General features: G+C 73.1%; 15 protein-coding genes. 10 read left to right on the top strand and 5 right to left on the bottom strand.

Features of this window, described 5'->3' with window-relative positions; genetic code table 11:
• Positions 1-142 precede the first annotated feature (142 nt).
• Complete coding sequence (locus ACZ4MH_RS08010) at positions 143-1,519, bottom strand: helix-turn-helix domain-containing protein (protein ID WP_467754412.1); 1,377 nt, start codon at positions 1,517-1,519, stop codon at positions 143-145.
• A gap of 169 nt (positions 1,520-1,688) precedes the next feature.
• Positions 1,689-2,753 (bottom strand): aminotransferase class I/II-fold pyridoxal phosphate-dependent enzyme, encoded by a 1,065-nt coding sequence (locus tag ACZ4MH_RS08005; protein ID WP_351601335.1) that lies wholly within the window; start codon positions 2,751-2,753, stop codon positions 1,689-1,691.
• A 489-nt stretch (positions 2,754-3,242) separates the two neighbouring features.
• Here ACZ4MH_RS08005 and ACZ4MH_RS08000 point away from each other — a divergent pair, with 489 nt between their 5' ends.
• Positions 3,243-4,160 (top strand): LysR family transcriptional regulator, encoded by a 918-nt coding sequence (locus ACZ4MH_RS08000; protein ID WP_351601338.1) that lies wholly within the window; start codon positions 3,243-3,245, stop codon positions 4,158-4,160.
• A 56-nt stretch (positions 4,161-4,216) separates the two neighbouring features.
• On the opposite strand, the gene ACZ4MH_RS07995 is transcribed toward ACZ4MH_RS08000, so the two are convergent.
• On the bottom strand, positions 4,217-6,010 hold the full coding sequence (locus ACZ4MH_RS07995; protein ID WP_467754411.1) for an AMP-binding protein: 1,794 nt from the start codon (positions 6,008-6,010) through the stop codon (positions 4,217-4,219).
• 180 nt (positions 6,011-6,190) lie between these two features.
• Here ACZ4MH_RS07995 and ACZ4MH_RS07990 point away from each other — a divergent pair, with 180 nt between their 5' ends.
• From ACZ4MH_RS07990 to ACZ4MH_RS07950, 9 genes are all read left to right on the top strand, one after another.
• On the top strand, positions 6,191-7,186 hold the full coding sequence (locus ACZ4MH_RS07990; protein WP_351601341.1) for a 3-oxoacyl-ACP synthase III family protein: 996 nt from the start codon (positions 6,191-6,193) through the stop codon (positions 7,184-7,186).
• Positions 7,187-7,257: 71 nt separating this feature from the next.
• Positions 7,258-8,154, top strand: a complete 897-nt coding sequence (locus ACZ4MH_RS07985) for a Phenylacetic acid catabolic protein (protein WP_351601344.1) — start codon at positions 7,258-7,260, stop codon at positions 8,152-8,154.
• Positions 8,154-9,293, top strand: coding sequence for a Phenylacetic acid catabolic protein (locus tag ACZ4MH_RS07980; RefSeq protein WP_467754410.1), 1,140 nt, complete (start codon positions 8,154-8,156; stop codon positions 9,291-9,293). The genes ACZ4MH_RS07985 and ACZ4MH_RS07980 overlap by 1 nt, the downstream gene beginning before the upstream one ends.
• Positions 9,290-9,790, top strand: coding sequence for an iron-sulfur cluster assembly protein (locus ACZ4MH_RS07975; protein WP_351586478.1), 501 nt, complete (start codon positions 9,290-9,292; stop codon positions 9,788-9,790). Before ACZ4MH_RS07980 ends, ACZ4MH_RS07975 begins: the two co-directional genes overlap by 4 nt.
• A gap of 23 nt (positions 9,791-9,813) precedes the next feature.
• On the top strand, positions 9,814-10,554 hold the full coding sequence (locus ACZ4MH_RS07970) for an SDR family NAD(P)-dependent oxidoreductase (protein ID WP_351586476.1): 741 nt from the start codon (positions 9,814-9,816) through the stop codon (positions 10,552-10,554).
• On the top strand, positions 10,551-11,378 hold the full coding sequence (locus ACZ4MH_RS07965; protein ID WP_467754409.1) for an enoyl-CoA hydratase/isomerase family protein: 828 nt from the start codon (positions 10,551-10,553) through the stop codon (positions 11,376-11,378). Before ACZ4MH_RS07970 ends, ACZ4MH_RS07965 begins: the two co-directional genes overlap by 4 nt.
• A complete protein-coding gene (gene metF, locus ACZ4MH_RS07960) occupies positions 11,375-12,406 on the top strand; it encodes a methylenetetrahydrofolate reductase [NAD(P)H] (RefSeq protein WP_351586472.1) in 1,032 nt (343 codons plus the stop codon). The genes ACZ4MH_RS07965 and metF overlap by 4 nt, the downstream gene beginning before the upstream one ends.
• Positions 12,364-13,356 (top strand): carbohydrate kinase family protein, encoded by a 993-nt coding sequence (locus ACZ4MH_RS07955; RefSeq protein ID WP_351586470.1) that lies wholly within the window; start codon positions 12,364-12,366, stop codon positions 13,354-13,356. Before metF ends, ACZ4MH_RS07955 begins: the two co-directional genes overlap by 43 nt.
• Positions 13,357-13,457: 101 nt before the next feature.
• A complete protein-coding gene (locus ACZ4MH_RS07950; protein ID WP_351586468.1) occupies positions 13,458-13,973 on the top strand; it encodes a pyridoxamine 5'-phosphate oxidase family protein in 516 nt (171 codons plus the stop codon).
• A 61-nt stretch (positions 13,974-14,034) separates the two neighbouring features.
• Here ACZ4MH_RS07950 and ACZ4MH_RS07945 read toward each other — a convergent pair whose 3' ends face one another.
• Positions 14,035-14,529: a lamin tail domain-containing protein gene (locus ACZ4MH_RS07945; RefSeq protein ID WP_351586466.1), complete on the bottom strand. Its 495-nt coding sequence runs from the start codon at positions 14,527-14,529 to the stop codon at positions 14,035-14,037.
• Positions 14,530-14,626: 97 nt separating this feature from the next.
• Positions 14,627-15,652 carry an AraC family transcriptional regulator gene (locus ACZ4MH_RS07940; protein WP_351586464.1) on the bottom strand — a complete coding sequence of 342 codons (1,026 nt, stop codon included), beginning with the start codon at positions 15,650-15,652 and terminating at the stop codon, positions 14,627-14,629.
• Between the last annotated feature and the right edge of the window lie 78 nt (positions 15,653-15,730).

The following is a 15,730-nucleotide window of genomic DNA, read 5'->3' as shown; positions in this document are numbered from 1 at the left end:
TATAGCCGGTACGCATCAATGGATCGGCAGATGGCATGAGTGGCACGGGAACAGGGGCGCCGGGCAGGCCGACGGGCCGGGCGGCGGGCGCCCGGCCGGTGGTCGGCGCGGTCTCGTCCTCCGGCGGCCGGGCGCCGGGATCTCAGGAGGAGGGCAGGCCGTCGCGTTGCTCGTCCCGGTCCCGCCGCTCGGACGGCAGCAGTCCCGCCACGGAGGAAGCGCGCCGGTAGCAGGCGAGCGCGGCCCGTACCTCGCCGTCGGCCTCGTACAGATCCGCCAGCTCCAGGTGGACGCTCGCCGCCTGGCGGTCCGCGCCGAGGGCGGCCAGCTCGGCCGCCGCGTCCTCGAACCGGTCGGCCGCGCCGCGGTCGCCCAACGCCCATCCGGACCGCCCCTGCACGAGCAGGGCATGGGCCCGGACGCGCCGCCAGGACGGGCCGACGCGCTCCTCGGCGGCCCAGGCGAGGTCGCGGGCGCCTGCCGCGTCCCCGGCCGCGAGCAGCCGGCCGGCCAGCGCGACCTCGCCGTACGCGACGTCCACGGGCGTGCCCCACTCCGCGAGCACCTCCCGCGCCGCCGCGAGGCCGGAGTCCTGGCCGCTCGTGTGCGGGCCGCTCTCCTGTGAGCCGCTCCGGCCGCCGAGCACCGCGGCGGCCGCGGTGCGCAGCCGGGCGACGGGCAGGCCTGCGCCGCCGTCGCGGCAGGCGTCGACGGCGCGCTCGGCGAGCGCCGCGGCGTGCCGTGCCCGGCCCGCCGCCCTGGCCGCCTCGGCAGCCGCGTCGTACGCCAGCGCCCACTCCTGCCGCCCGTCGAGCGCGGCGGCGGTGGCCGTGGCCCGGTCGAGGAGTTCGGCGGCCGCGCCGTCCTGGCCCAGGTCCCAGCGGAACTCCGCGACCAGTCCCGCCAGTTCGAGACCCATGGGCGTGCCGGTCAGGCCCGCGTCCTCCGCGCCGCGCAGGGCGTCCTCCGCCTGTGCGGCGGCCGCGCGCAGCTCGCCGGTCTCCCTGAGGCAGCGCAGCAGACCGGTCAGTACCTCGGTGTGCAGGACGTGGTCCTCGTCCCGGTCGCCGAAGGTGTCCAGCCACTGGCGGCGGAGCGTCGCCGCCTCGGCGGGCCGGTCCAGTCGTTCCAGGGCCGCGGCCCGGCCGAGCAGGGCGTCGGCGAACAGTGCGGGCGCGGCCGAGCCGTCGCCGCCGACGTCGGTGAACCGGTCGAGCGCGGCCGCCGCGTCCCCGGTGAGCAGGGCGAGCCGGGCCCGGGACAGCGCGTAGGACGCTTCCAGGGCGGCGTCCAGCGGGGCTTGGGGCCGGGCGATGCCGGTGTCGCCGACCAGTTCGTCGGCCGTGATGCCGAGCCGGGCGGCGAGTTTGAGGAGGACCTCGTCCGTGGGCGGGCGTTTGCCGCTCTCCAGGAGGCTGATGTAGCTGGCGGACAGTTCACCGCCGCCCAGCTCGGCCTGGCTGAGTGCCTGCTGTCGGCGCAGCGCGCGCAGCCGACGGCCAAAGGACAGCTGGTCCACTGGCCCTCCTCACTTTTACCGGTCACGGATCAGCAACAGGGTTTGTCACCCCTCGTTCCCCCGTTGTGAAGCCGTCGCATGCTACCGCGTGACGAAGAGCTGACAGCTTCCCGGGCAGATTTCCTTGCCTCTGTCACTCCCGATGCTGTCACTTCCCATGACGCATATGTCACAAACGGTCAATGACTTCACCGTCGCAGCACGGCATGGCGGAGGCGGCCGCGAAGGTCGCGGCGGTCCGCAGGACACGGTCGCCCTGCTCCGGCGGACCGACGGTGATCCGTACGCCCTCGCCAGGGCGCAGCGTGACATCGGCGCCCGCGGCCCGGCCGACCAGCGCGAAGCGGGTGCTCGCCGGGCCCAGCGGCAGCCAGAGCTGGTTCGTCTCGCTCGGGGGTACCTGGAAGCCCAGCAGCCGCAGCTCCTCGCGCAGCCGCTCCCGTTCCCGCACGACGGCGTCCGTCCTGGCCCGCACCTCGGAGGGGGTCCGCAGCGAGGCGAGCGCGACGAGCTGGGCGAGCATGCTCACCTCGTGCGGCAGTATCTGACGCTGCATCATCTCGACGGTGCCGGGGGCGCAGGCCGCGTAGGCGAGGCGCAGCCCGTCCAGCCCGTGCACGACGGACAGGTTGCGGACCACCACGAGGCGCGGGTACCGGGCGATCAGCCCCGCGGCGGGCGTGAAGCCGGGGTCGCGGACGAACTCCCAGTGCGTCTCGTCCAGGACGACCATCGCCTCCGGGTCGACCGCGTCCAGGAACCGGCACAGCTCCGGGCCCCTGATCACCGATCCGGTGGGGTCCTGCGGGTTGCTGAGAAAGACGACGGAGTTCCGGCCGGTGGCACGGGCGGCCAGGGCCCGCAGATCCTGGTGGCCGTCGGCGGTCGACGGGACGCGCGTGCACACGGCGGCCGGCAGCCGGCGGGCGAGGTCCGCGTACAGGTCGAAGCCGCCGTGCGGGACGACGAGTTCGAGGGGGGCGCCGGGCGCGCCGGAGGCCACGCTCCGCAGCAGGGCGAAGGCGAGGCTGGGCCCGCCGGCGCCGAGTACGACGCTGTCCTCCAGTACGCCGATGCGCTGCGCGATCTCCGCGACGAGCTCCACACAGAGCGGCCCCAGCGAGGGGTCGGTCCGGCCGAGCGCCTGCCGCGCCGCGCGCAGGGCGCTGGGCAGCGGGGCGTGCGCGTTTCTGTCGGATGTTCCGTCGCAGGACCGGGTGTTGATGTGCTGCACCGAGTTCCCCTTCCCCCTGTGGTGATCACTGTCGCAGCTCGGCGTAGAAGCCCTCCGGGCCAAAAGACACGCCCCAGTCGGACGCCTCGGATGCTAGGCAGCGCCGCACGCGGAACGGAAATATCAACCGCGCCGCATTCATGCGGAACCTGAATGGATCGGCCGTCGTGCGGCGGTCGCCGCCACGTCCCGGTACGGGCGGGCACCACCTGCACTTATACCGGCCTCGCATGAATCGCTACAGGGAGTCATTTCCCTGCCGCCGTCAGCAATGGCTAGCGTGCAGCCACGCCCCCGACAGGTCCGCCCATTCCGGCATGTACGGAAATAGCTCGGCCTCCTTCCAGTAAGGCAACCGTAAAGAAACTTCCGGAGAGGAATCGTGCGGAGATGGAAATAGCCGACGACGACGGGGGCGACGGCACCGCGCAGGGTAAAAACTCGGCTATGCCCGGTCCGGCCCTGCCATCGTTACGTAATCTCCTCGACATGGGGATAGAGCTGCACCATCTACGGGGTTTTCTGCTGCTTGCCGAGGAACGGCACTTCACTCGGGCGGCCGAAAAGCTGCATCTGTCCCAGCCCAGCCTGAGCCGCAACATCCGGCGGCTGGAGGAACACCTGGGTGTCCGGTTACTCGCCCGGACCACCCGGCACGTCGATCTCACCCCGGCCGGAAACCGGCTCTACGGGCAATTGGCGGCCATACTGCCGCGGCTGGAGGAGGCACTGCGTCCCGACCGGTCGGGGGAGGTCCTCCGGCTCGGTTTCACCTGGGGCTTTCCGGCCCGGTGGGCACATGCGGCCATGGGCGCCTTCCATGAGGAGACCGGCGTACGCGTCGATCCGATCCGCAAGGACGAGGCGCTGGCCGGCCTGGACCACGGGGACGCGGACGTGGCCATCGTGCGCGGCCCGGTCACGGCGAACGGCGTACGCGTCGTCGTACTCGGCGAGGAACGGCGCATCGCGGCCGTCGCGGCACACTCACCGATCAGCTCCCGGGAATACCTCACCTGGTCCGAATTGCCGGAGCTGCCGTTCGTGGTGAATTCGGTGAGCGGCACGACCCAGCTCTCCGAATGGCCCGCTGACAACCGTCCGACCGCCTCCGCCACGTGCACCAATTTCGACGAGTGGCTGGAGGCGGTGGCCGCGGGCCGCGGAATCGGAGTGGTACCGGAGCCCATCGCGCACTCCCACATCCACCCCACGGTCGTGTTCGTGCCGCTGGTGGGCGCGCCGCCCTCGCAGCTGCAGCTCGTGGTGCCCCGGCAGGGGGCGCATCCGCTGGTGAACACCTTCATCGCCATCGCGCAGAAGGCGGCCGCCGCGCATCTCAGACGCCCCGCGCCGCCCGACGGGCCCGGACCCGGCAAGCGGCGCGGCACCGGCCGTACGCCCTGATGTCCCGGCCCGCGCACCCACTGTCCGTGACGAACAGCCGGTGCACGGGCCCGAGTTCACCCCCTCAGCTCGGGGAACTGGTCCTCGCACCAGTCGTCGGCGCCGCCCGCCGCCACGGCGGCCGCCTCCTCCTCGCGCAGCACCGCCCGCCGGATCTTGCCCGACTCGGTCTTCGGCAGCGGCGTACGGAACTCCAGTCTGCGCACCCGCTTGTAGGGCGCGAGCCCGGCCCGCGCGTGGGCGAGCAGCGCGCGGGCCGTATCGGCGTCCGGGTGGTACCCGGCGGTCAGTTCGATGTACGCCTTGGGGACCGCGAGGCGCAGTGGATCGGGGCTCGGCACGACGGCCGCCTCGGCGACGGCCGGGTGTTCCAGCAGCGCGCTCTCCAGCTCGAACGGTGAGATCCGGTAGTCCGACGCCTTGAAGACGTCGTCCGCGCGGCCGACGTAGGTGTACCAGCCGTCGGCGTCCCGGGCCGCGATGTCACCGGTGTGGTACAGCCCGTCCGTGCCGGGGATCACCGGCTGCCCGGCGGCGCCGGCGTAGCCCGCCATCAGCCCGACCGGCCGGGCCGCCAGGTCGAGGCAGATCTCGCCCTCGGCCGCGGCGTCGGTCCGCCGCTCGCCCGTGACCGGGTCGGCCAGCACGATCCGGTAGCCCGGCAGCTCGACGCCCATGGAGCCGGGCCGTCCCGGGTGGCCGGGCGGGTGCCCGATCTGTGCCGTGGTCTCGGTCTGCCCGTAGCCGTCCCGTACGGTCACGCCCCAGGCCCGCCGGACCTTCTCCACCGTGTCGGGGTCCAGGGGCTCGCCCGCGCTGACGGCCTCGCGCAGCGTCACGGGCCAGCGGCCGAGGTCCTCCTGGAGGAGCATCCGCCAGACGGTCGGCGGCGCGCACATCGTGGTGGCCCGCTGTTCGCTCAGGGCCCGCAGCAGTCCGCGCGCGGTGAACCGCCGCTGATTGACCGTGAGCACGGTGGCCTGCGCGTTCCAGGGCGCGAACAGGGAGCTCCAGGCGTGCTTGGCCCAGCCCGGCGAGGAGACGTTGACATGGACGTCGCCGGGCCGCAGGCCGAGCCAGAACATGGTCGACAGATGCCCCACCGGATAGCTGGTGTGCGTGTGCTGGACGATCTTCGGCAGTGACGTGGTCCCCGACGTGAAGTAGAAGAGCAGCGGGGCGTCCGCGGGGAGGTCGGGGCGGGGTGCCGCCGGGGCGTCGTCGCGCCGCAGTTCGGCGAACGGGGTCCAGCCGAACACCCCGCCGTCCAGCGCGATGCGGTTGCGCAGGGCGGGCAGCCCCGGGAAGCGCTCTGCGTACGCGGACTCCGCGACGACGTGCCGGACGCCGGCGCGCTGCATGCGGTCCCGCAGGTCCTCCCGGCCCAGTTGGGTGCTCACGGGCACGACCACGGCGCCGATCTTGAAGGCGGCGAGCATCGTCTCCCACAGCTCGGTCCGGTTGCCGGTCATCAGCAGCAGCCGGTCGCCGGGGGCCACGCCGAGAGCGGCGAGCTGCCCGGCCAACCGGGTCGAGCGGGCGGCGAGTTCGGCGTAGGACATCCGGGAGAAGCGGCTGCGCCCGTCGGCCCCATGGGTCATCACCCGCAGGGCGGCGGTGTGGTTGCCCTGGGCGATCACATCGAACCAGTCGAGCGCCCAGTTGAAGGAGCCGGCCCGGCGCAGCGCCGCCAGGTCCAGGGCCGCGGGGTCCGGGGCTCCGCCCGCGGCGGCGCGGCGCAGCAGCCCGTCCCGCACCTCGCGGAACGCCTCGTGGGCGGCGTGGTTGCTGATGAGGGCCGTGGTCGCGGGCGGCCGGGGCGAACTGGTCGCGTACCGGGTCGTGTTCATCCGATGCCTCCATGGGGCTCCGCTCCCCCGTACGGGCGGAAGCGCGACGGCGACTTGACAATCCCCAACGATCCTTGACCAGCCTCCATTTCTTGTCAATGACAATATTGACACGCACTTCGCGGTGCTGCTTGCATGACCGCAGCCGACCGCTCACCGACGCGAAGGGCCGAACCCTCCATGGACACTCCGCAGCCGATCGGGATCGTGGGCCTGGGCGCGCACGTCCCGCCCGATGTCGTCGACAACGCCCGCATCGCCGCCTGGAGCGGGGCCGACCCGGCCTGGATCGAAGAACGCACCGGGATCCTCGAACGGCGCTACGTCACGCCCGGCACGACGACGTCCCGGCTCGCCGCCGAGGCCGCCGCACGGGCGCTGCGCGACAGCCCGGACGCCGCGGCGGACCTCGGCGTCCTCATCGTGGCGACCTCCACTCCCGACCAGCCCCAGCCCTCCACCGCCGTGCTGCTGCAGCAGGAACTCGGCCTCAGCAACGTCCCGTCCTTCGACGTCAACGCCGTGTGCAGCGGCTTCCTCTACGCGCTCGCGGTGGCCGAGTCGATGCTCAGCCACCGCATGGCGGGCCGGTACGGCCTGGTCGTCGGCGCGGACCTGTACTCCTCGCTCATGGACCGGACCGACCGGCGCACCGTCAGCCTCTTCGGCGACGGCGCGGGCGCTGCCGTACTCGGTCCGGTACCGCACGGATACGGGCTGCGCGGCCTGGAGCTCCAGGCCCACGGCGAGTACCGCGACTTCGTCGAGGTGGTCGCGGGCGGCACCCGCAAGCCTTCCGACGCCGCGGCCCGTGAGGCCGGCGAGCACCTCTTCCGGATGCAGGGCAGGCCGGTACGCGACTACGCGCTGCGCACCCTGCCCAAGGTCATCGCGGCAGCCCTGGACCAGGCCGGGCTCGGCCTGCACGACGTGGACCGCTTCATCCTCCACCAGGCCAACACCCGCCTGGTGGAGGCATGCGTGGCCGAGCTGGGCGTGGACCCGGAGCGGGTGCCGCTGACCGCCCCGGTCTACGGCAACACCGCCGCCGCCTCCCTCCCGCTCACCCTCGACAGCGCGCACCGCCGCCGCCCCTTCACCCGCGGCGAGCACCTGGTGCTGGCCGGCGTCGGCGGCGGCATGACGGCCGGCGCCGCCGTCCTGACCTGGTACTAGGCCGGGTCGCCGACGCGCAGGCACAACACCGGCACGACACCGCCCACCGACGACAGGAAGGCTGTCCGTTCATGTCCGCATCCCCGCCGTCCCGGCAGACCGCGACGCGGCGCCTGTACGAGCTCAACGACCCGATGCCCAGTGAAGTACGCGCCGGAGCCCGCAAGTTCGCCTCCGTACAGGCGCTCAACGAGCTGGTCGGGGTGCTTCCCTTCGCCGCGTGGCTCGGCCGGGCGCCGAGCCTGGCCCGCAAGCAGATGCTGATGGCCAAGGTCCAGGACGAGGTCGGCCACGGCCATGTCGCGGCCAGAGTCGCCCAGGACCTGGGCAGCGACTGGGAGTCCATCCTGGTCGACTACGTCGAGGGCCGCGCCAAGGTGCACAACATCTTCCATTACGACTTCGAGAGCTGGGAGGAGTTCGGGCCCGGGCTGCTGCTGATGAACTCCGCCGCGATCGTGCAGTTCCAGTCCCTGATGCAGGGCGTGTACCTGCCGTACGCACGGGCGCTGCGCAAGATCGAGCGCGAGGAGTCCTTCCACTACCAGCACGCGCTGGACATGACGCACGAGGTCCTGCACTCCGGCGACGCCGCCCAGCGCCGCCGTACGCAGGAGGCGTTCGAGGTCTGGATGCGGCGGGTCCTGGCGTACTTCGGGCCCCCGGACACCGAGACGCTGCCCACCAACCCGATGTACCTCGCCGGGCTCAAGCCGCACGGCAACGACGAGCTGCGGCAGCGCTGGCTGACCCGCATCGTCCCGGTCTTCCGCGACCTCGGCATCCATGTCGACCCGGCGCTGGTGCGCGAGACGGCGCCCGGCGAGTGGGAGTTCGACATGCCCGACTGGGCCGAGGTGAAGCGGGTGATCTCGGGCGGCGGACCGGCCTCCGAGGCCCGGCTGGCCTGGGTACGCGGCGTCCTCGACCGGAACGCCGGGGACAGCGCCGTGCGGAGGGCCGCCTGATGACCAAAACCCCTGAAATCCCCGACATCCCTGACATCGCGCAGCAGAACCCCGACGGCCTCCTCGTGTTCGAGGTGTTCCTGCAGAGCGGCAGCACCACCCCGCTCGCCCACGTCGGCTCGCTGCTGGCCGGGGACGAGGCCCAGGCATGGCGGCTGGCCCGCGAGACCTACGGACGGCGCGACAACGCGGTACGGATGTGGGTGGTACAGCGCACCGACGTGCACGCGGCCGAGTCCGACGGCCGCCGCCTGCTGGACGGCAAGTCCCGGATGTCCTACCGGCTGCCGGCCTTCCCGCAGGAGCGGCGCCGCCGCCGGGCCGGGCTGCACCGCGACCCGGGCCCGGCACCGGATGCCGCCCCCTCCCCCACGCCCCCGCCCGCGCCGGACGGCGTCGCGGTGCTCTGGCCGGCGCTCGCCGACGACCTCTTCCTGCACGCCCACCGGCTCGCCGAGCGGACCGTGGACTACACGGAGCTGGAGGAGGCCCTCGCGGTCGGCTCGATCGCCCAGGAGGACTTGGCCCACGCCCGTACCCTCCTCGGGCTCCTGGGCTACGACGAGGCGGCCGCCGACGCCCACTTCTTCGACCGCCCGGCGGCGCTGTGGCAGCCCACCGCGCTCACCGCGAGCGCACGGGACGGCCGCGCGTGGGCCGTCGCCCGGGGGCTCTACCTCGCCGCCGGCACGGCAGCGCTGGCGCTGTGCTCCCTCGACGCGCCCGGCGGCGACGGCGCCACCGCCGCGGCGCTGACCGCGGTGGCCGACGAGCAACGGCTGCACCTCGCCCACTGGTCCGCGCGCGTCACGCAGTACGCCCGGCGCGGGCGGACCGAGGACATGGCGGCCGCCCTGGCCACCGCGGGCCGGGAAGCCGCAGGCCTCTTCGGCGAGCCGGCCCTCGCCGCGCCGGGCGCGGACACCGCTCCGGGAGGCCCCGCGGAGGTCCCCGCCGACGCGCTCACCGAGCGGTTCCAGCACCTGGTCCGGGACGCCGGCCTGCCGCCTTCCCTGGTCCCCGCGCTCCCGGCGCGCCCGCACGGCCGGGTCACCGGCGACGCCTCCCCCGGCCTCGGCGAGGTGCTCGCCGAGCTGCGGACGGTACGCGCCCAGTACCGGCAGGGGGCGTTCCTGTGACGGCGGCGGACGACACGGCGGGCCGGGTGCGCACAGCGGTGCACGCGGTCCGGGACCCCGAGATCGATGTGACCCTTGCCGACCTGGGGGTGCTGCGCTCGCTGACCGTGCGCGGCGACGCGGTCGACATCGTGCTCGCCCCCACCCGGACGGCGTGCCCGGGGCGGACGGCGATGGAGCGCGCGGTGCGTGCGGCGGTCGCCACGGTCCTGCCCTCGGCGGCCGTGGGCATCGAGTGGCAGCCGGGCGCCTGGCGGGCCGAGCACGTGTCGGAACGCGGGCTGCGGGCGCTGCGCGGCTGCGGCTACGGCGTCGCGGGCCGCGGAGCGGCGGGCGCCGAGGCGCCCACCGTACAGCTGCGCCGCTGCCCGTACTGCGGCTCCGGCGTGGTGGAAAGCATGGGGCGGTTCGGCGGCAGCGTGTGCCGTACGCCCTTCCTGTGCCGCAGCTGCGGCTCGGCATTCGACGAACTGGGCACGGCCCGTGACATCAAGTGAGGTCATCAAGTGAGGTGGGGCGGATGAGGCTGGACGGCAAGGTCGCGGTGGTGACCGGCGGCACCAGGGGACTCGGGCGGGCGATCGCCGAACGGTATCTGCGCGAGGGCGCGTCGGTGATGTGCGCCGCGCGCAACCCGCACGACATCGACACCCTCCTGGAGAACTCGCAGGGCCGCGCCCGGTACTGCTACACCGATGTGACCGACGAGGACTCGGTCGGCAAGCTGATGCGGGAGACGGCGGACGCCTTCGGGCGGATCGACATCCTGGTCGCCAACGCCGGCGTCAGCCGGGACGGCAAGATCGGCCGGCTCGCGCCCGCCGCCTGGCAGGAGATGGTGGCCACCAACCTCAACGGCGTGTACCTGTGCACGCACGCCGTCCTCCCGTACATGGCGGCCCAGGCGGCAGGGCGGATCATCAACCTCTCGTCCAGCATGGCCACCCGGGTGGCCATCGGCGCCGCCGGTTACTGCGCCACCAAGGCCGCCGTGGAGATGTTCACCCGGGTCTCGGCGATGGAACTGGCCCCGAAGGGCATCCTCGTCAACTCCTTGGCGCCGGGCATCGTCGACGAGGGCATGGGCCGCGACCTGACCGACAACGAGCGGGTCTGGTCGGCCTACCGGCGCCGGTTCGCGCTGGGCCGCCCCGGGCGCGCGGACGAGGTCGCGGACGCCGCCGTCTATCTGGCCTCCGAGGAGGCCACCTATGTCAACGGGCACGTGCTGGAGGTCAATGGAGGTCTGCTGTGGGCATGACGCACTCGTCCGTTGTGGGCGTGACCCACTCGTCTGCCGCGGTCCGGCTGGAGGTCGCCGGCGGGATCGGCCGCATCCTGCTCGACCGGCCGCCGGTGAACGCGCTGGACCGCGACGCCCAGGCCGACCTGGAGCGGGCCGCGCACGAGGCGGCATCCCGCCGGGACGTCCGGGTCGTCGTCCTCGTCGGCGGGCCGCGGATGTTCTCGGCGGGTGGCGACATCAAAGAGATGGCGGCCATGAGCTACCCCGACATGATCCACCACTCGGCCCGGCTGCAGGCCGCCTTCACCGCCGTGGCGGACATCCCGCAGCCGGTCGTCGCGGCCGTCGCCGGTGCCGCGCTCGGCGGCGGCTGCGAGCTGGCGCTCACCGCCGACCTGCGGATCTGCGGTGAGAGCAGCCGGTTCGGGCTGCCGGAGATCAAGCTCGGCGTCATTCCCGGCGCGGGCGGCACCCAGCGGCTGCCCCGGCTGGTCGGCCTGGGCCGCGCCAAGGAGCTGGTCCTCTCCGGGCGCGCGGTGGACAGCGCGGAGGCCCTGCGCATCGGGCTGGTGGACCAGGTCGTGCCGGACGACCGGGTGGTGGCCGAGGCGATGGCGGTGGCCGGGCGCTTCGCCGAGGGGCCCGCGTACGCCCTGCGGGCCGCGAAGGCCGCCGTCGACCGCGGCACCCGGACCGATCTGACGGCCGGCCTGGAGATCGAACGGGCCCTGTTCGCCGGGCTGTTCGCGACGCCGGACCGTACTGCCGGTATGCGATCGTTCGTGGAACAGGGGCCGGGGCGGGCGGAGTTCGGCGACGACGACGGCGCGGCCGCATGACGAGCCCCACGGCCCGGCCGGAGCGGGCGGGTCCCGCCCGGCCGGGCCTCCGTGAGGCGCTCACCCGGCCGGGCCTCCGTGAGGTACTGGCCGGCGGGCACCCCTCGTACTCCTTCGAGTTCTTCCCGCCCCGTACGGAGGCGGGGACGCGAACGCTGTGGCAGGCGATCCGCCGGGTCGAGGCGGTCGCGCCCGCCTTCGTCTCCGTCACGTACGGCGCGGGCGGCTCCTCCCGGCACCGCACCGTGGAGATGACCCGGCGGATCGCGGCGGCGACCACCCTGCGCCCGGTCGCCCACCTCACCGCCGTCGGGCACTCCGTCACCGAGCTGCGCCACATCATCGGCCAGTACGCGGATGCCGGGGTCCGGGACGTACTGGCGCTGCGCGGTGACCCGCCGGGCGACCCGCAAGGCCCCTGGACGCCGCACCCGCGAGGACTCCGGCACGCCGCCCAGCTCGTCGAACTGATCCGCGCCATGGGCGACTTCAGCATCGGCGTGGCCGCCTTCCCCGAGCGCCATCCGCGCTCGCCGGACTGGGAGAGCGACATCCGGCACTTCGTCGCCAAGTGCCGGGCGGGCGCCGACTACGCCGTCACCCAGATGTTCTTCCACGTCGAGGACTATCTGCGGCTGCGCGACCGGGTCGCCGCCGCGGGCTGCGACATCCCGATCATTCCCGAGATCATGCCCGCCACCGACGCCCGGCAGATCCGCCGCTTCGCCGAGCTCAGTAACGCCCGCTTCCCCGCCGACCTCGCCCGGCGGCTGGAGGCGGCCCGCGGCGACGCGGCCGCCGGGCACCGCATCGGCGTCGACCATGCCACGGCCATGGCCCGGCGGCTGCTCGCCGAAGGCGCGCCCGGCCTGCACTACATCACCCTCAACCGGTCCACCGCCACGCTCGAGATCCACCGGAACCTCCGGGGAACGCCCGAGTACGCCGCGAGCGGGCCCGCCGAGCCTCAGGAGAGAGCGCCGTCATGCGCATCGCCGTCACCGGTTCCATCGCCACCGACTATCTGACGACCTTCGCCGGGCGCTTCGCCGACCAGCTGCTGCCCGACCAGCTGGCCCATGTGTCGCTGTCCTTCCTCGTCGACGACCTCGAAGTGCGGCGCGGCGGCACCGCGGCCAACATCGCCTTCGGCCTGGGTTCGCTCGGGCTGCGCCCCCTGCTGCTCGGCGCGGTCGGGGCCGATTTCGCGCCGTACCGCGACCGGCTGGAGGCGCACGGCGTGGACACCCGGCACGTGCGGGTCTCCGAACGCCTCCGTACCGCGCGCTTCATGTGCACCACCGACCTCGACCAGAACCAGATCGCCTCGTTCTACGCGGGCGCCATGGCCGAGTCCGCGCTCCTCGACCTCGCCCCGCTCGCCGCCTCGCCCGACCGGCCGGGACTGGTCGTGATCTCCGCCGGCGATCCCGCGGCCATGGCGCGCCACACCGCCCAGTGCCGCGAGCTGGGGCTGCCGTTCGCCGCCGACCCCTCGCAGCAGCTCGCCCGCCTCGGCCCGGACCAGGCCCGCGATCTCGTCACCGGCGCCCGCTGGCTGTTCACCAACGCCTACGAGGCCGCCTTGCTCACCGAGACCACCGGCTGGCGCCGCGAGGAGATCCTCGCGCGCGTCGGTACCTGGATCACCACCCGCGGCGGGGACGGCGTCGTCATCGAGTCGGCGGCCGGCGACCGCACCGCGATTCCGGCCGTCGCGACCGCCTCCCCCGCCGACCCGACCGGCGGTGGCGACGCCTTCCGCGCGGGCTTCCTCGCCGCGACGGCCCGGGGAGCGCACGTGGTGGACGCGGCCCGGCTGGGCTGCGCGCTGGCGACGGCGGCCCTGGAGACCATCGGCCCCCAGCAGTACACGGTCACTCCGCACACCCTGCTGTCCCGCGTCGCCACGGCCTACGGCCCGCCGGCGGCCCACGCGGTCTCAGCCATCCTGGCCGTCCCCGAGCCTGCCGGCTGACCTGCGCCGAGGAACCCTTGGCGGCACTGCCGGGCCTCTTTACACTGAGCGCGCCCCGCCCCGATCTGCGCCACCAGCCGCGCATCCCACTGGAGGGCACCGTGTCCGTCTCGATCGAAGAACTCTGCGAGACCGCAGGCGAGATCCTGCGCACCACGCGCTACATGGCGCTGGGCACCGCTTCGGCCGCCGGGGTCCCGATGGTGACTCCGCTGGCCCACGCCTGGGACGACCAGGACGCCTTCTACTGGTTCTCCGCAGTGGACTCCGTGCACTCCCTGAACATCGAGCAGAACCCGGAGGTCTCGCTCGTCGTCTTCGACTCCGATCCGGCCGACGGGGGTGGCCAGGGCCTCTACGCACGCGGTCGGGCCGAGATGCTGCACGGCGACGCGCTGGCCGAGGGCTGCGAGGTCTACTACACCCGCCGCTACCCGGACCCGGCGGCACGCGCGAAGCGGTACCAACCGCCCGCGCGGTTCCGGGACCCCGCCCCCAACCGGCTCTACCGGGCGCGGATCGAGTCGTACTCAGTACTGAGCCCCACCGGCCACCCCGTGCACGGGGACGAGGTCAGCCACCGCGTCACCATCCCGTTCCGCACCGACCGCCTCTGACGGCCGCGGGCCGGGCCCCGCCTCACCGGGGAGACGGGGCCCGCGTATCAGGATTTCCGGCTCAGCTGTGGTACTGGATGTAGCCGTTGCCGTCGCGGTCGGAGCCGCTCTTGGTGTAGGCGTGGACGTCCGAGCGACTGCCGGAGGGCTTGTACAGATAGATCGTGTCGCGGTCGTTGTTCCACAGGAAGTTGCAGTTGTCGCGGTAGACCACGTTGCGCGCGTCGGAGTCGGTGCCGTAGCCGCCGCGGAGCTTCACGTAGTCGCCGGGCTGAAGATAGTGGCCGGCGGTGAACTTGAAGCGATTGCCGGCGGCGTCCTTGACGACATAGCCCTTGAGGTTGATCGTCGCCGAGGACGAGTAGTTCTTGATCGTCAGATACTCCTCGTCGGTGTTGCCGGAGGAGCAGCTGTTGGAGTCCCGGCCGGGGGCGTCGTACTGGACTCCGCGGACCTTCAGCGCCGAGTGGTACTCGGCGGCCTGGGCCGGGGTGGCGGCGAGGACGGCCAGCGCGCCGGCGGCGACGGCGGTGGCTATGACAGGGCGCTTGCGCAAGGGAATCCCCCATGTTCACGGTCTGATGGAGCGACAGGAGCTTATACACATTGTGAAGGATTGGTGAATAGCCAGTGATGATTCCGGAGGCCGCGACCTACTTTTCCGAAGTACGGGCGCCCGCCCCGCGCTGCCACCGGCGGCGCGCCCGCAGGAAGCTCGACCAGTCCTGGTAGCCGAGCAGCTGGGCGATCTCGTACCGCGGGATCGAGGGGTCGCGCAGCAGGTTCTCGGCGACGCCGCGCCGCACCTCGTCGAGGATCGCCCGGAAGGTCGTGCCCTCGTTCGCCAGGCGTCGTCGCAGGGTCCGCGGTGCGTAGTGCAACCGCTCGGCGACGCCCTCAAGACCGATGTCGAGCGAGTCCTGGCCGAGCAGGTGGGCGCGGACCCGGGCCGCGACGCCGGTGCAGTGCAGACGCTCGGTCCGGACCCGCTCACACTGCTCGATCATGACCAGCGCGGTGTGCGCGTTCGCCATCGGCGGCACTTGATCGAGGTACCGGACATCGAAGACAAGCTCGGCACGGGGGTGGCCGAAGCGCACCGGAACCCGGAAATGGTCCCGGTACACCGGTGGCCGCCGGGCCTCGTCGACCTCGAACGGCAGCCTGACCTCACGCAGGGGGACCTGGTTCGCGCCCGGGAAGACTTCGCGCTGGATCTGCACGGTGGCGGCGACGTCCCGCTCCACGACGAAGCGCCGGATGTCCTCGGGCACGTCGTCGGCCTCCATGGCGAGGACGTACTGTCCCGGCTCCCCGAGGTGGGCCGTCATCGTCGAAAAGGCGAAGGTGAGAAGCGCGTACCGCAGGCCGTACCGGATCGTCTCCCGCACCGACGAGCACGCCGCGAGCAGATATCCGAAGTAGCCGTACGCCGTCAGGTGGTAGAGCCGCCCGAGCTCGATGCCCAGGCCCGGACGGTTGTCGAAGGCGGCGAGCAGGTTGCGGATCACCGCGATCTCCTGCTGTGCCTCCAGCAGTTCGCCGGGGTCGGCCAGGCTGCGCGGGGTGATGCGGGAGCCCCGCAGCAGGGTGCCGACGTCGACTCCTTGCCGAGCGGCCCACTCACACAGGATCGCGACGCCGACCATCGTGCGCGGGTGGTCCCACGGATCCCTCATGGTCGCGATCACCTGGGGTGACGCGTGACTCGCGGGTCCGCCGGCCGCGGGTCCGCCGGGAGTCATGTGGCCAGTTTC

It is taken from the genome of Streptomyces sp. NPDC026301 (assembly GCF_055567935.1).
Note: the sequence above shows the minus strand (reverse complement) of the source record. Positions and strands in the feature narration are given on the sequence as shown.

What these genes read in the sequence shown, in the direction of transcription:
- ACZ4MH_RS07985 (WP_351601344.1), top strand. Translation starts at nt 7,258, where the DNA reads ATGTCCGCATCCCCGCCGTCCCGGCAGACCGCGACGCGGCGCCTGTAC.
- ACZ4MH_RS08000 (WP_351601338.1), top strand. Translation starts at nt 3,243, where the DNA reads ATGGGGATAGAGCTGCACCATCTACGGGGTTTTCTGCTGCTTGCCGAG.
- ACZ4MH_RS07980 (WP_467754410.1), top strand. Translation starts at nt 8,154, where the DNA reads ATGACCAAAACCCCTGAAATCCCCGACATCCCTGACATCGCGCAGCAG.
- ACZ4MH_RS07955 (WP_351586470.1), top strand. Translation starts at nt 12,364, where the DNA reads ATGCGCATCGCCGTCACCGGTTCCATCGCCACCGACTATCTGACGACC.
- ACZ4MH_RS07995 (WP_467754411.1), bottom strand. Translation starts at nt 6,010, where the DNA reads ATGAACACGACCCGGTACGCGACCAGTTCGCCCCGGCCGCCCGCGACC.
- ACZ4MH_RS07965 (WP_467754409.1), top strand. Translation starts at nt 10,551, where the DNA reads ATGACGCACTCGTCCGTTGTGGGCGTGACCCACTCGTCTGCCGCGGTC.
- metF (WP_351586472.1), top strand. Translation starts at nt 11,375, where the DNA reads ATGACGAGCCCCACGGCCCGGCCGGAGCGGGCGGGTCCCGCCCGGCCG.
- ACZ4MH_RS07990 (WP_351601341.1), top strand. Translation starts at nt 6,191, where the DNA reads ATGGACACTCCGCAGCCGATCGGGATCGTGGGCCTGGGCGCGCACGTC.
- ACZ4MH_RS07940 (WP_351586464.1), bottom strand. Translation starts at nt 15,652, where the DNA reads ATGAGGGATCCGTGGGACCACCCGCGCACGATGGTCGGCGTCGCGATC.
- ACZ4MH_RS07970 (WP_351586476.1), top strand. Translation starts at nt 9,814, where the DNA reads ATGAGGCTGGACGGCAAGGTCGCGGTGGTGACCGGCGGCACCAGGGGA.